This window comes from Sphingomonas aerolata (genome assembly GCF_023935825.1).
GTDB classification, from domain to species: domain Bacteria; phylum Pseudomonadota; class Alphaproteobacteria; order Sphingomonadales; family Sphingomonadaceae; genus Sphingomonas; species Sphingomonas aerolata.
Genome location: NZ_CP098762.1, coordinates 3,123,241 through 3,137,095 on the forward strand (window position 1 = coordinate 3,123,241; position 13,855 = coordinate 3,137,095).

At 67.2% G+C, this 13,855-nt stretch carries 13 protein-coding genes; 7 read left to right on the forward strand and 6 right to left on the reverse strand.

What is annotated here, in order from left to right; translation table 11 throughout:
* Window positions 1-165: 165 nt before the first annotated feature.
* Complete coding sequence (locus NEF64_RS14230) at window positions 166-2,781, reverse strand: DNA-directed RNA polymerase (protein WP_252574026.1); 2,616 nt, start codon at window positions 2,779-2,781, stop codon at window positions 166-168.
* 441 nt (window positions 2,782-3,222) lie between these two features.
* On the opposite strand from NEF64_RS14230, the gene NEF64_RS14235 reads away from it, so the two are divergent.
* The 3 genes from NEF64_RS14235 to NEF64_RS14245 are packed head-to-tail and all read left to right on the forward strand — an operon-like array spanning window position 3,223 to window position 4,328.
* The gene (locus tag NEF64_RS14235; RefSeq protein WP_166747620.1) at window positions 3,223-3,378 is read left to right on the forward strand and encodes a hypothetical protein; all 156 of its coding nucleotides are present in this window, start codon (window positions 3,223-3,225) and stop codon (window positions 3,376-3,378) included.
* Between the two features lie 2 nt (window positions 3,379-3,380).
* A complete protein-coding gene (locus tag NEF64_RS14240) occupies window positions 3,381-3,599 on the forward strand; it encodes a hypothetical protein (RefSeq protein WP_031396410.1) in 219 nt (72 codons plus the stop codon).
* 60 nt (window positions 3,600-3,659) lie between these two features.
* Window positions 3,660-4,328, forward strand: coding sequence for a retropepsin-like aspartic protease family protein (locus NEF64_RS14245; RefSeq protein ID WP_234387754.1), 669 nt, complete (start codon window positions 3,660-3,662; stop codon window positions 4,326-4,328).
* Between the two features lie 262 nt (window positions 4,329-4,590).
* Here NEF64_RS14245 and gatB read toward each other — a convergent pair whose 3' ends face one another.
* The 4 genes from gatB to gatC are packed head-to-tail and all read right to left on the reverse strand — an operon-like array spanning window position 4,591 to window position 8,265.
* Window positions 4,591-6,072 carry an Asp-tRNA(Asn)/Glu-tRNA(Gln) amidotransferase subunit GatB gene (gene gatB, locus NEF64_RS14250; protein ID WP_056405480.1) on the reverse strand — a complete coding sequence of 494 codons (1,482 nt, stop codon included), beginning with the start codon at window positions 6,070-6,072 and terminating at the stop codon, window positions 4,591-4,593.
* Window positions 6,069-6,485, reverse strand: a complete 417-nt coding sequence (locus NEF64_RS14255) for a hypothetical protein (RefSeq protein ID WP_235188237.1) — start codon at window positions 6,483-6,485, stop codon at window positions 6,069-6,071. Before NEF64_RS14255 ends, gatB begins: the two co-directional genes overlap by 4 nt.
* Window positions 6,479-7,963: an Asp-tRNA(Asn)/Glu-tRNA(Gln) amidotransferase subunit GatA gene (gatA, locus tag NEF64_RS14260; protein WP_056405478.1), complete on the reverse strand. Its 1,485-nt coding sequence runs from the start codon at window positions 7,961-7,963 to the stop codon at window positions 6,479-6,481. The genes NEF64_RS14255 and gatA overlap by 7 nt, the downstream gene beginning before the upstream one ends.
* The gene (gatC, locus tag NEF64_RS14265; RefSeq protein ID WP_031396405.1) at window positions 7,963-8,265 is read right to left on the reverse strand and encodes an Asp-tRNA(Asn)/Glu-tRNA(Gln) amidotransferase subunit GatC; all 303 of its coding nucleotides are present in this window, start codon (window positions 8,263-8,265) and stop codon (window positions 7,963-7,965) included. The genes gatA and gatC overlap by 1 nt, the downstream gene beginning before the upstream one ends.
* 127 nt (window positions 8,266-8,392) lie before the next feature.
* Here gatC and NEF64_RS14270 point away from each other — a divergent pair, with 127 nt between their 5' ends.
* Together NEF64_RS14270 and ruvX are read left to right on the forward strand one after the other, a co-directional pair.
* Window positions 8,393-9,502: a DUF3089 domain-containing protein gene (locus NEF64_RS14270; protein WP_056405476.1), complete on the forward strand. Its 1,110-nt coding sequence runs from the start codon at window positions 8,393-8,395 to the stop codon at window positions 9,500-9,502.
* A complete protein-coding gene (ruvX, locus tag NEF64_RS14275; RefSeq protein ID WP_056405475.1) occupies window positions 9,499-9,966 on the forward strand; it encodes a Holliday junction resolvase RuvX in 468 nt (155 codons plus the stop codon). The genes NEF64_RS14270 and ruvX overlap by 4 nt, the downstream gene beginning before the upstream one ends.
* Here ruvX and NEF64_RS14280 read toward each other — a convergent pair.
* A complete protein-coding gene (locus NEF64_RS14280) occupies window positions 9,963-11,531 on the reverse strand; it encodes a hypothetical protein (protein ID WP_056405473.1) in 1,569 nt (522 codons plus the stop codon). The genes ruvX and NEF64_RS14280 overlap by 4 nt on opposite strands.
* Window positions 11,532-11,631: 100 nt before the next feature.
* Between NEF64_RS14280 and NEF64_RS14285 the strand changes: the two genes are divergently transcribed.
* Window positions 11,632-12,618 carry an aspartate carbamoyltransferase catalytic subunit gene (locus NEF64_RS14285; protein ID WP_056405470.1) on the forward strand — a complete coding sequence of 329 codons (987 nt, stop codon included), beginning with the start codon at window positions 11,632-11,634 and terminating at the stop codon, window positions 12,616-12,618.
* A complete protein-coding gene (locus NEF64_RS14290) occupies window positions 12,615-13,832 on the forward strand; it encodes a dihydroorotase (RefSeq protein ID WP_056405467.1) in 1,218 nt (405 codons plus the stop codon). The genes NEF64_RS14285 and NEF64_RS14290 overlap by 4 nt, the downstream gene beginning before the upstream one ends.
* Window positions 13,833-13,855 lie beyond the last annotated feature (23 nt).

A 13,855-nucleotide genomic window follows, 5' to 3' on the forward strand; every position in this document is an offset into this window, starting at 1 on the left:
AGCGCAGATATTCCGCGATTGTGGAGAAAAAGAAGCCGCCGATCGGACCTTGAGGGGAACGATCAGCGGCTTGGGTAACACTGGGTTGGCAGGGCCGGGTTTCAGCCGGTTCTACACATGGTCGCACTAATGCCCGGTCGCAGACATTCCGACATTGCGTAGGGTCTAGGCAAACGCATAGAGCGAGTCCTGGACCTTACGGATGTCCAGGGTGCCACGGGCCGGCTTCTCAAGGGCGGCCAGCTTCTCCAGGCCCTCTTCGCTCAGGACCGTGCGTGCGTAGGTCTCCAGGGCCTCAAACGGGCAATACTTCTCGTACTGGTCGACGAGGGCTTCCCGGATGATCTGGAAGAAGCGCGTCGTGTTGCCCGCGTGCGTAGCGAAGGAGTCGTGGATAAGCTGGAAGTGTGTGATCCCCTCGCGAACTGCGAACACCGCGGTCCGCTTCAGGTGCGATGCGTCCAGGCTATGCACCTTGTTCGGCGAGATGGCCGACCGGGCCTTCTTCTTGTTGATGCGCTTCGTCGGCGCCTCACGGATGAGGCATTCGATCCGCGCGAAGACGTTGCCGGCCTCGTCGGCCTTGTCGGAACCCGTGGGGACGACCAGCTCGCGATCGTACAGCCAGAGGTTCACGCGCTTCGTGACATAGTCGCTGTAGCGCTGGACGACCGGCAGGCCCGTGGGGGTCCGCCAGATAACCGGGTGGCTCTCGTGGGCCAGGATCGAGGCGACCCCCTGGAACCAGCGGCTCGCTTCGTCAGCCTTCGGGGCGGCAGAGACGACCGCGGCATAGACGTACTTCGCGAGGACCGAGGCGCACGAGAACCCGCCGTCGAGGGCTTCGGTCTCCTCCCCGGTCTTCTTGTCCTTGCGGACCGTCATCACGCTGTACGGGTTGGCCTCCAGCTCCCCCAGGGCGACCTTGTCGGCGATCGGCTGGATGAGGTTCTTGACGTGCTGGTCACGCATCCCGAACTGGCCGGACCCGTAGAAATAGGTCATCACGTTGGTCTTCACCTCGCCGCGCCCGAAGCCCTCGGCCAGGACGATCGTCTCCAGAAGCTCGCCGCGATCTCGGGCGGCCTCCAGGTGCGGGCGGGCCTCGGCGGCGACGACGTTGTAGACATCGCCCGGCTGTTCGCGCGGCAGGAGGTTGACGTGGTAGCCCTCGGCCTCCGACCGGGTCATCGCGGCATAGTGCTGGAGGCCCGAGCATGAACCGTCCAGCGCGATCGAGATGCGCCCGCCCCAGGTCTCGCTGTAACCGGAGTCAGCCCATTCGGCGTATTCCATCGCGGCCTGGATGAAACAGAAGGTCGAGTCCATGTCGCCCCAGGTCCCGTAGGTGCCCCGCGGATCACGACCGCACGCGAGGATCATCTCCTCGTTGTCGTGGGCCCACTGGATACGCTCGTCGAACGAGACCTTGTCGGTCTTGCGCCCGTCCGGGAGCTTCACGCTCGCGCAGTTTGCCAGATGGATGCGGAGCCAGTCACCGCCGTCCTCGCCCATCGCGACCTTGTCGGCAAAACAGAAGAGGGCCTTGATGTGGTCCGAGCGCTGCGGGTTGAAGTGCGGGATGGCGTAGACGCGACCGCGGAAGTCCATGTTGGCCGGGAGCCAGAAGGCCTCCTCCTGGGCCAGCTCGCGGGCCTGGGCAAGGTCGCCCTGGAACACGGTGCCATCGACGCCCATTGCGGCCTTGATGTCCACCAGGGCCTTGCGGCGACGTGCGGCGGCGGAGCGTGCCTCAGGGGCCAGCTCGGCCCACTCCTCGGGCGACATGCGCTCGGGGACGACCGGGGCCTCGGCGAGCGGGAAGGACTTGTCGGGGCGGTGGCCTTCCTCCCGGACCCACTCGACGAGGTCGAGGACGCGGGTGTCGATCGCGAACCGCGTGTCCTGGATGGCGTTGATGGCCTCCAGCTCCTCGGCCATCGAGCCGTCCGTGATTGCCTCGCGGATGAGGTTCTGGTGTTCCCGGCTGAAGGTGCGGACCAGCTTCACGGTCTTCGACACGCGGTAGTCCAGATAGGCGCCGGTATCGAGCCGGGTCCAGGTCCGCGGCTTGACGATCATCGGCTTGTAGATCGGGTGCATCCACTGTTCCACGTCCGCGTTGGCCTGGACGTACTCCAGGGCCACGTCGGTCAGCGCGATGCACGGGATGGTCCCGCGGTGATCCTTGAGGACAATCTTGCCGAACACCTCAGGGAGCGCGGTGAGGAGGATGTTCAACACGGCGCCGCCGATGAGGGCCCGCTTGTGGTCCGACCAGCCCAGGTCGACCCCGAGGTCATCGACCAGCTTCTCGTGCCGGCGGATCGTCGTGGACTCCTTCGCGTCACCCTCGGCCAGCTTGGCGAAGCGCTTGGCGGCCTTCGGGTCCTTGTTGTGGATCGCCTTGGCCTCGATCTCGATTTGGATGGCCTTGCCGATGTTGATGGCGACGACCGAGACCATGCCGTTCTTCAGGATCGACCGGAACGTGCGGGACAGGACGATCACGGCGATCTCCTCAGGCTCCAGCTCGACCAGGGAGGACAGTGCGACCGGGGGGCGGCCCTTCTTGTCCTTGGCCTCGGCGATGTACGCGGTGATGGCGTCGGCGACGATGCGCGAGGCGCCGCGGATCATCTTCTGGATGTCGTTGCGCTTGTCGAAACCCTCGGTCGCGGCCTTGCGGAGCTGGTTCGCGTTAAAGCGCTCGGCGCCGTCGATCAGGGCCTTTTCCTCGCGAGCGTGCTGGCGCTGGACGGCGGTGTTCTGCTGGGTCATGGGGGCTCCATTTCGAGTGCGATGTCGGAAGGTCTGGCCTTTCCGATGTTCTGCTATAGCGGAAATTTAGGGTATAGTGCGACCCCAGGTCAATCCGCATCTGCGGAATTTACGCATTCGCTTAGTTTCGCGGAGCCGGGCTCAGACGCAAAAAGGGTCCCCCACCAAACCTGATGAGCGACCCTTTTGTTTCGGCGGCGTGATGATCGTTAAAAGTGACGGTATTCTGCGATTGTGGACATTCCGCGATGTCTATATATTCCGCGATTGCGGATTAGAACCTAAACCTGCTGCGTCTACCAGTTCCGCCACGCCCGCACAGGACATCGCCGTAGCGGGCGCGTCTATACCAACGTTGTATCCCGGGGCAAGCACGCAAGGTAAGTCGGTGGGCAACTCGATACGATCGTGCGCGTTGATGCAGAAGAAGGAGAGAGCATCATGGCTACCCAACCCCCAGCAGAATTCCCGACGCCCTCGTCGCCTGCCGAGCCGACGACGCCGCCGCCGGAGTTCAATCCGCCCGCGCCGGACATCGACGTTCCCGATCCGGGCGCGCCCTCGACCGATCCCGCCCCCATCCAGCCAGAGTTCTGATCATGGCAGATCCCCATGCGGGCACCAATCCCGAAACCCGCCCCGAGGACCGTGACGCGGACACGCGCAGCGACATCGAGCAGGCAGTGCAGTCGCGCTCCGACGCGGTCGAACGCGGCGAAGGCGGCGACGAGCCCGAGACGTTCACCCAGACGGGCATGCCCGACGGCGTCGGCGGCACCGGCGGCGTGATCAAGAACCAGGATTCGGACGCGCAATAAGCCGCGCCGGTCAGCAACCATAAATGCGGGGGTGGATAGCACAGGCTGTCCACCCCCTTCTTGCAGGAACCGCCCATTTCCACGCCCGCCAGCACCCCGCTTTTCGGGCTGCTCCCCGACCTGGCCCAGCATCAGACGCTGTACGTGGCACTCGGGGTCGCGGTGCTGGTCTTCGTCCTTGCGCAGCGGATCCCGATCCTGCGGACGGTCGTCAATCTCGTGATGACGCTGGCGCTGGTCGGTCTGCTGTTCGTCGCGATCGGCCAGCGCAGCCAGTTCGATCCCTATCTCGGCAAGATCGCCAAGCTGCTGCGGATCGAGGACCAGACCGTCGTCGGTGGCGAGGTGCGGATCCGCATGTCGCCCGACGGCCATTTCTGGGCGCGGGCGCGGATCGACGGGGTCGAGCGCCGGTTGCTGATCGACAGCGGTGCGACGATCACCGCGATTTCGACGAAGACGGCCGACGCCGCGGGGATCGATGCGCGGACGAGCGTGGTGCCGATCGTGCTTCAGACCGCGAATGGTGCGATTCCCGCGCAGTCTGGCCGCATCGGCGAACTGAAGCTCGGCGCGATCGTCGCGCGCGACCTTCAGGTCGTGGTGTCGCCGGCGTTCGGCGACACCAACGTGCTGGGGATGAACTTCCTGTCGCGACTCGCATCATGGCGGGTCGAGGAGAATGTGCTGATCCTGGTGCCGCACCATCCGCAGAAGGTGGCGGCGTAACGCCGAGCTGGGCTCAAGCTCTCGCCCCTAACCTCGCACTTACCACCACCCCGGCGAAGGCCGGGGTCCAGTTGGAGAGGTCGTAGTAACGGTGCACCGCGCTTGATCAGAAACGTCCCCCAATTGGACCCCGGCCTTCGCCGGGGTGGTGAAGTTCTGGGCACCAGCCCCCTGATCGTTCTCCCGCGAAGGCGGGGGCCCAGAATTCCAGTAGCGCTGCGATTCGTCACCCTGGGCTCCCGCCTTCGCGGGAGAACAGGGCTTACGGCGCCACCGACTCCCCAAGCGCGGTCTTCAGCACCTCGTTCACCACCGCCGGATTGGCCTTGCCCCCCATCGCCTTCATCGTCTGGCCGACGAAGAACCCGAACAGCTTGTCCTTGCCGCCGCGGTAATCCGCGACCTTGTCCGCGTTCGCGGCCATCACCTCGGCGATGACCTTTTCGATCGCGCCGGTGTCGCTGGTCTGCTTCAGCCCGCGATCCTCGACGACCTTGGCCGCGCCGTCGCCAGTCTCGAGCATCACCTCGAACACCTGCTTGGCGAGGCTGCCCGACAGCGTGCCGTCGGCGATCAGCCCGAGCAGTTCGGCTGCCTGCGCCGGCGACACCGGCGAGTTGGAAATATCCTTGCCCGTCCGGTTGAGCGCACCGAACAGCTCCGACGTCGTCCAGTTCGCCGCCGCCGCCGGCTTCACGCCCGCATCGAGCAACGCATCGAACCAGCGCGCCGCCTCGACCTCGGCGGTCAGCACCGTGGCCTGATAGGCGGTGATGCCGAGCGCCTCATAGCGCGCGCGCTTCGCGTCGGGCAGTTCGGGGAGCGACGCGCGGCATTCCTCGAGGAACGCATCGTCGAGCACCAGCGGCAACAGGTCCGGATCGGGGAAGTAGCGGTAATCATGCGCGTCTTCCTTCGACCGCATCGACCGAGTCTCGTTGCGATCGGGATCGTAGAGTCGCGTCTCCTGGACGATCTTGCCACCGGCCTCGAGCACCTCCACCTGGCGCCTGGCCTCCTGCTCGACCACCGCCATCACGAAGCGCACCGAATTGACGTTCTTCGTCTCGGTCCGCGTGCCGAGTTCGTCGCCGGGCTTGCGCACGCTGACATTGACGTCGGCGCGCATCGAGCCCTCTTCCATGTTGCCGTCGCACGATCCGACATAGCGCAGGATCGACCGCAACTTGCGCAGATACGCCCCCGTTTCCGCGGGCGATGCGAGATCGGGCTTCGACACGATCTCCATCAGCGCGACGCCCGAGCGATTGAGATCGACATAGGACTGGGTCGGATGCTGATCGTGCATCAGCTTGCCCGCATCCTGCTCGACATGGATGCGCTCGACGCCGATCCGCTTGCCCGCGGCATCGGGGTTCTTATCGTCGAGGCTGATGTCGATCGCACCCTCGCCGACGATCGGATGGTAGAGCTGGCTGATCTGATAGCCCTGCGGCAGATCGGCGTAGAAGTAATTCTTCCGGTCGAACCGCGACCATTTGTTGATCTGCGCCTCGATCGCCATGCCGGTACGCACCGCCTGGCGGATGCACTCGCGGTTCGGCACCGGCAGCATGCCGGGCATCGCCGCGTCGACGAGGCTGACCTGCGTGTTGGGCTCGGCCCCGAACGCGGTCGCCGCGCCCGAGAACAGCTTGGCGTTCGACGTCACCTGCGCATGGACCTCGAGGCCGATCACGACCTCCCACTCGCCCGTGTCGCCCTGAATGCGATAGTCGCTCATATCCGGTTCCGATGATGAATATAGTTGATCGCGGTCAGTGCCGCGTTGCTGCCGAGCAGGCCGACCACCCAGCATGCCGAAAGAATACGCAGGATCGCGCCCTCGAAACCGAGCACCAGCGCCTCGTGATGCGCGGCCGCGGCGGCACCGCCGGCCAGCACCAGGAACACCGCGCCCAGCCGGTAATCGCCACGCAAAATCACGCTGTTGCCGACGCAAAGGCACAGGATGAACACCGCGAGCCCGAGAAAGAAGCGCGCGAGCACGGCGTGATCGAACGGCCGGTTGTCGATCTCGGTCAGCGACACGCCGACATAGGCGCTGAGGATCGCCCCGAACGCGACGTTGAGCGCGTTCTGCGCCTCGCGCAGCACGGCGACGTTGCGCGTGACGAAGGCGCGATCGGTTACCACCACGCCTCGGGCCGGGCAGTGAACCCCGCCCGCTGCTCGATCGCAAGGCCGGCGTTCAGCACGCCTTGCTCGTCGAGCGGCTTGCCGATGATCTGAAGCCCAAGCGGCAGCCCCTGCTTGTCGAGACCACCCGGCACCGACATCGCGGGCAGACCCGCGAGCGACGACGGCACGGTGAAGACGTCGTTCAGATACATTGCGATCGGATCGGACGACTTTTCACCAAGCGCGAACGCCGCCGATGGGGCGGTCGGGGTGAGCAGGACGTCGCACGTCTCCCACGCCTTTTCGAAATCGCGCGCGATCAGCGTCCGGATCTTCTGCGCCTGCGTATAGTACGCGTCGTAGTAGCCGGCCGACAGCACGTACGTGCCGATCATGATGCGGCGCTTCACCTCGGGGCCGAAGCCGTCAGCGCGCGTCGCCGCGTACATGTCCTGCAGGCCCGATCCGGCCGGCAGGTCGCGGATGCCGTAGCGCACGCCGTCATAGCGCGCGAGGTTCGACGACGCCTCGGCGGGCGCGATGATGTAATAAGCGGGCAGCGCGTATTTGGTGTGCGGAAGCGAGACCTCGACGATCGTCGCGCCAGCGTCCTTCAGCCAGTCGATGCCCTTCTGCCAGAGCGCCTCGATCTCCTCGGGCATGTTCTCGACGCGGTATTCCTTGGGGATACCGACGCGCAGGCCCGCGAGGCTGGCCGACAGACCCGCTTCCCACTTGGGCACGTCGAGCTGGAGCGAGGTGCCGTCCTTCGAATCGAACCCGGCCATCGCCTCGAGCAGGATCGCGCAGTCGCGCACGTCGTGCGCCATCGGCCCCGCCTGGTCGAGCGACGAGGCGAACGCGATCGTCCCCCAGCGCGAGCAGCGGCCATAGGTCGGCTTGATGCCGCTGATGCCGGTGAAGGCGGCGGGCTGACGGATCGAGCCGCCGGTGTCGGTGCCGGTCGCGCCGGGGCACAGCCGCGCGGCGACCGCCGACGAGGAGCCACCCGACGACCCGCCGGGTGCGAGCGCGGCGTTGCCGCCGTCGTTGCGCTTCCAGGGGCTGATCACGTTGCCAAACGCGGAGGTCTCGTTCGACGATCCCATCGCGAACTGGTCCATGTTCAGCTTGCCGAGCATTCCCGCGCCCGCATCCCACAGATTCTGCGAGACGGTCGACTCATAGGTCGGCGTGAAGCCTTCGAGGATATGGCTCGCCGCGGTCGTCGTGACGCCCTTGGTGCAGAACAGGTCCTTCATGCCGATCGGCACGCCGGCCAGCGGCTTGAGCGTCTCGCCGGCGGCGCGTGCGGTATCCGCGGCGGTGGCGGCGGCGATCGCATGGTCGGGCGTCTCGACCAGGAACGCGTTGAGCGCCTTGGCCTGGCTCACCTTGACGATGAACGCGTCGGCGACGTCGCGCGCCGAAAAGCTGCCGTCGCGCACGCCGTCGCGGATGCCGGCGATGCCGAGATCGGTAAGGTCGGTCATTATTCGATCACCTTGGGCACGGCGAAGAAGCCGTGCTCTGCAACGGGAGCGTTGGCCAGCACTTGCTCGCGGATGTTGCCGCCGGTCAGCGGGTCGGCGTTGACGACGTCGTCGCGCAGCCGCAGCGTGTTGGGGATGACGGCGGTCATCGGCTCGACGCCGGTCGTATCGACCTCGCCCAGCATCTCGATCCAGCCAAGGATGTTTCCGAGTTCCGGCGCCATGCGGGCGGCGTCCTCGTCGGTGATCGCGATGCGCGCAAGGCTCGCGATCCGCTTCACGGTTGCAGTATCTACGGACATGGCGCTCGGCTAGCACCGCGCGACGCGGCGGCGCAACACCCTTCGTGTTCCCCCGCGGAAACGCACCCGTTGCAACCGCGCCGCGCATGCGGCACGGGGACGCCACCGCCTGCACGGAAGGTCCCGCTTGGCCCGCAAGTTTCTCTATTTCGTCACCGCGATGATCGTCCTCGCGATCGCCGCGCTGCTCGCCTATCGCCTGTACGGGACCGAGCTGATGCGGATCGCGATGGTCCCGAGCGAGACGTTCCAGGCGCAGCGCAAGGCGCCGGCGAACATCTATGCGCGCAAGATCCTGTGGCTCGCGCGTCCCGACCGTCCCGGCAACCCCGCGCTCTGGACACCCGAAGGCTACGCACCCGGCACCCCGGGAACGGGCGCGGCGATCTTCTTCATCCACCCGACCTCGTACATCAGCCGCGACCACTGGAACGCGCCGATCGACGATCCCGAGACCAATGCCCGAGCCGAACTGTTCCTGCGCGGCCAGGCGAGCGCGTTCAATGGCGCGGGCGACATCTGGGCACCGCGCTATCGCCAGGCGACGTTCGGCGCGTTCCTGACCAGCGAGGCTGACAGCGAACGCGCGCTCGCGCTCGCATACGGCGACGTCACCGCCGCGTTCGACCGGTTCCTCAAGGAAGCCGGCCCGACCCGCCCGATCATCCTCGCCGGACACAGCCAGGGCGCGCTCCACCTCACCCGGCTGCTGCGTGACCGGATCGCGACCGACCCGAAACTGAAGGCGCGGATCGTCGCCGCCTATGTCGTCGGCTGGCCGGTCTCGCGCGTCACCGACCTGCCGCGAATGGGTCTGGCCGAATGCCGCAGCGACGATCAGACCGGCTGCATCCTGTCGTGGGAAAGCTTTTCCGAGCCCGCCGATCCGTCGCTGGTCGTCGAGACCTATGACCGGACCACCGGGTTCGACGGGCAGCCGCGCAAGGCCACGCCGATGGTCTGCACCAACCCGCTGACCGGCACCGCCGATGCGAGCGCGCCCGCGACCGCCAATCTCGGCACGCTGGTCCCGTCCGCCGACCTGTCGAGCGCGACGCTGTCGGTCGGCAACGTGCCCGCGCGCTGCGGCGACCGGGGTATCCTGCTGATCGGCGAGGGCCCCGATCTCGGGCCTTACGTGCTCCCCGGGAACAACTACCACGTTTACGACTATCCGCTGTTCTGGGCGAATGTGCGCGCGGACGCCAACCGCCGTCTTGCGGCGTTCACGCGATGATCACGCTCTCCCCCGCGCAGTTTCGTGATGCGCTCCCGAATGGCGGACGGCTGATCGGCCTCGACGTCGGCACCAAGACGATCGGCACCGCGCTGTGCGATGCCGGCTGGTCGTTCGCGAGCCCCGCGTTGCTGATCCGCCGCACCAAGTTCCAGAAGGACAAGGCCGCGCTCGCCGAGATGATCGCGGCGCAGAAGGTCGTCGGGTTCGTCATCGGCCTGCCGATCAACCTCGACGGCAGCGAAAGCCCGCGCTCGCAATCGACGCGGGCGTTCGCGCAGAATCTGAAGGACATGGGGTTGCCGATCCTGCTCCAGGACGAACGCTGGTCGACGGTCGCGGTCACGCGCACGCTGATCGAACAGGACGCCAGCCGCGCCAAGCGCGCCGAGCTGGTCGACAAGATGGCGGCGGCGTACATCCTCCAGGGCGCGATCGACGCGCTGGTGACCGCGCAGATCTAGCGGACGACGCGGCGCCCCGCCACGCGGTACAAAGTCGACGTCCCGTTGGTCCACACGACGCGCAAGTCCGCGGCCTGCGCAGCCCCCGGTGGATACCCGATCGTCCAGACATGCGTGAACGCCGCGCGCGGGAAGCCGGCGATCGCTGCGCTGAAGTTGGACCCGATATCGGAACATTGGGCAGGAAAAACGCTCTGACTCGGATCGGCGAGATAGGGGGCGGCGGCCTGATGCCGGATGCTCAGCAGTTGCTGGCCCTCGATCACCCACTGAACATTGGTGAAGACGTCGCGCCGGACGATCGCCAGCCCAGGCAGGTGATCGCGCCGCAGATCGGTCCATGCGCCAAAACAGGGCCGTGCGACCAGCGACAAAACCGCCGCGCCGCGCGGGATTGCAGCAATGGCGGAAAGCTCGCTTTGCTGCTCGGCAGAGCGCTCGACAAAGCTCAATGTCGTGCCGCCCAGACGGACAACGACGAACAGCACCGCCAGCCACGCGGTCATCCGCGTCGCCTTCCCCGTCACCGGCGGCGCGATCGCGATCAGCGCGAGCATCACCATGGCAGGCGCGATCCGCATATCGACATAGGCGCCCCCCATCAGCAACCTCGGCAACGCAACGAACGCCGCCAGACACGCCAGCGCAGGCCAGCCGAGAATTTGCGAAAACCGCCAGTCATGGCTGCGCGCCGCGGCATAAAGGACGAGGACAGGCGGGATCAGCGACAGAAGGTCGAACGCCTGCCACCGGTCCCTGAAAATCGACAGGATCCACCCGACCTTGGCGGGCATGTTGAACCAGTCCGACGCACCGAGCCCGGCTTCCCCGTGCCCGGACCCAAGCCCCGCTTGGAAGGCCATGATGCCCAGCGGCCCCGCGAGCGGCAGGCACTGGCTGATGGTCCCGCCGAGCGCTGCGCCCCAGCCCCGCCCCGCCGCCCGCAACCGCGCGAGTTCGGCGGCCGCCGCCATCAACCCGAACATCCCCCAGCCGAAGCTGTGCGCCACCCACAGCACGGGCGCGATTGCAACGAATGCCACCGCGCGCACCGCAAACCGCCCCTCACGCCCCCAGCGGATCCAGACGGCCAGCGCGCAAAAGGCCAGCGCCTGCGACAGCGCGAAATTGACGAACCCGAACTGGAACGGCCAGGCATAAACGAGCGGCACCGCAAGGATCGCGGTCGGCGGCACGCGCCCGTGCGCCTCGCGCGCGGTCCATAAAAGGCCGGCGACCGTCACCACCGGAATCGCGATCACCGCCAGCTTCGTCGCGGACTCGAATCCGATGATAAGGGCGAGCGCGGGCACCACCAGGTCCATCCCCAGATTGGGGATCAGTGCCCAGTGAAACGTATAATAGCGCGTTAAATCGGGCGAATCCCCCAGCGCCATCGCTATGTGCCACCGCCCCATATGCCCCGGCAGATCGCCCAGCGGCGGCAACGCGGGCCACAACAACGGCACCGCCGCCGCGACAACGAGCGCGACCATAACCCGGCCGTGCTCCCACCACCGCGCGCGCTGCGTGGTCACGTCAGTCTCGTTATCAGTCCCCACCATGTGTCCCTGATCGCAGGCCGCCCCTAAAACCGGGTTAACCACCCCGCGTCGAGCGACGAACCTTGCCCCCGCCGCCGCAGCCCACTACCCAGCGCGCTTGATGCAACGTTCAGATCACCGCCCCGCCACCCTTATCGAGGGCGGCGCCGTCTTCCCGCACCGGCACCTCACCGGGATCGACGGGCTCCAGCCGCACGAAATCGCGTTCCTGCTCGACGAGGCGGAAACCTGGGTCGAGGCGAACCGCACCCACGCGACCCCCGACAAAAGGCTCGCGGGCCTGACACAGATCAACGCGTTTTTCGAGAACAGCACGCGCACGCTGTTGTCGTTCGAGATCGCGGGCAAGCGGCTCGGCGCCGACGTCGTCAACATGCACGCCGCGCAGTCGAGCGTGAAGAAGGGCGAGACGCTGATCGACACCGCGATGACGCTGAACGCGATGCGCGCCGACGTCATCGTCATCCGCCACATGGCGAGCGGTGCGGTGCGGCTGATCGCCGACAAGGTCGACTGCCCCGTCCTGAACGCAGGCGACGGCCGCCACGAACATCCGACCCAGGCGCTGCTCGACGCGCTGACGATCCGCCGCCGCCGCGGATCGATCGCGGGGCAGCGTGTCGTGATCTGCGGCGACGTGCTGCACAGCCGCGTCGCGCGTTCGAACATCCTCGCACTTACCGCGCTCGCCGCCGAGGTCCGCGTCTGCGCGCCGTCGACGCTGATGCCCGCGGCGATCCACAAGATGGGGGTCACCGCGTTCACCGATTTCGATGCCGCGCTGGAGGGCGCCGACGTGGTCATGATGCTGCGCCTGCAAAACGAGCGGATGGACGGCGCGTACGTGCCCTCCACGCGTGAATACCGGATGCGCTACGGCCTGACGCTCGAACGGCTCGCGCGAGCGGCGCCTGATGCGCTGGTGATGCACCCCGGGCCGATGAACCGCGGCGTCGAGATCGATTCAGCGGTCGCGGATCACGCCCGCTCCGCGATCACCGAGCAGGTCGAGATGGGCGTCGCGGTCCGCATGGCGTGCCTCGACGTACTGACCCGCCGCGCGCGCGGCGTGGAGGGCTGGGTATGATCCTCGCGCTCACCAATGCGACGCTCGTCTGCCCGGTCGGCGGCATCACCAAGGGCAATCTCCTGATCCGCGACGGCGTCGTCGTCGCGACCGGGCTCGTCGAGATCCCCGCCGATGCGCAGACGATCGACTGCGCGGGCAAGACGCTCGCCCCCGGCATCGTCGATCTGGGCGTGGCGAAGATCGACCGGGCCGCCTTCCGCGCGGGCGGGATCGTCCGCGTTGGGCTGATGCCCGACCAGTCGCCTGTGCTCGACGATCCCGGCATCGTCCAGCGCGCCGCGCTGATCGGCAAGCCCGACCTGTGGATCCACCCGATCGCCGCCGCGACTCAGGCGCTGGCCGGTCATGACCTTGCCGAGATGGCGGTCTGCCTGTCGGCGGGCGCGCGCGCGGTCGGCACCGGCAAGGGCTGGATCGCCGACAGCGGCGTCATGCACCGCGTGCTCGCCTATGCGCGCGACCTCGACATCGCGGTCGTCACGCACGCCGAGGACGGCGGATTGACCGCGGGCGCCGTCGCGACCGCAGGCGAGACTGCGACCCGGCTCGGCCTGCCCGCCGCCCCCGCGATCGCCGAGGCGCTCGCGATCGCGCGCGACCTGATGCTGGCCGAGGACACCGGTGCGCGGCTTCACATCCGCCAGGTGACGACGGCGGCCGGCTTCGACCTGATCCGTGCCGCCAAGCGCCGCGGCGTGGCGGTGACCTGCGGCATAACGCCCGCGCATCTCCATCTGTCCGACATCGCGGTCAGCGACTTCCGAAGCTTCGCGCATCTCTCGCCGCCGCTCAGGAGCGAATCGGATCGCCAGGCGGCGCTGGCGGCGGTCGCCGACGGCACGATCGACGTGATCTGCTCCGCGCATGATCCGCGCGGGCCCGAGGAAAAGCGCCTGCCCTTCGCCGATTCGAGCGCCGGGATGGCGGGAGCCGAGACGCTGCTGCCGCTCGCGCTGATGCTGGTGCGCGACGAACGGGTCACGCTGTCCCGGCTGTTCGCGCTGCTGAGCCGCAACCCGGCCGCCGTGCTCGGGCTCGACACCGGGACGCTGGAGGTCGGCAAGCCCGCCGATCTCCTGCTGTTCGATGGTCAGGCGCCGTGGCAGATCACCGGCGACGCGTTCGCCGCCAGCGCGAACAACACGCCGTTCGACGGCTTGCCGGTGCAAGGCAAGGTACTGTGCGTCTGGAAAGGCGGCCGCGAGATCTGACCGGCATCGCGCGTCGGATCTCG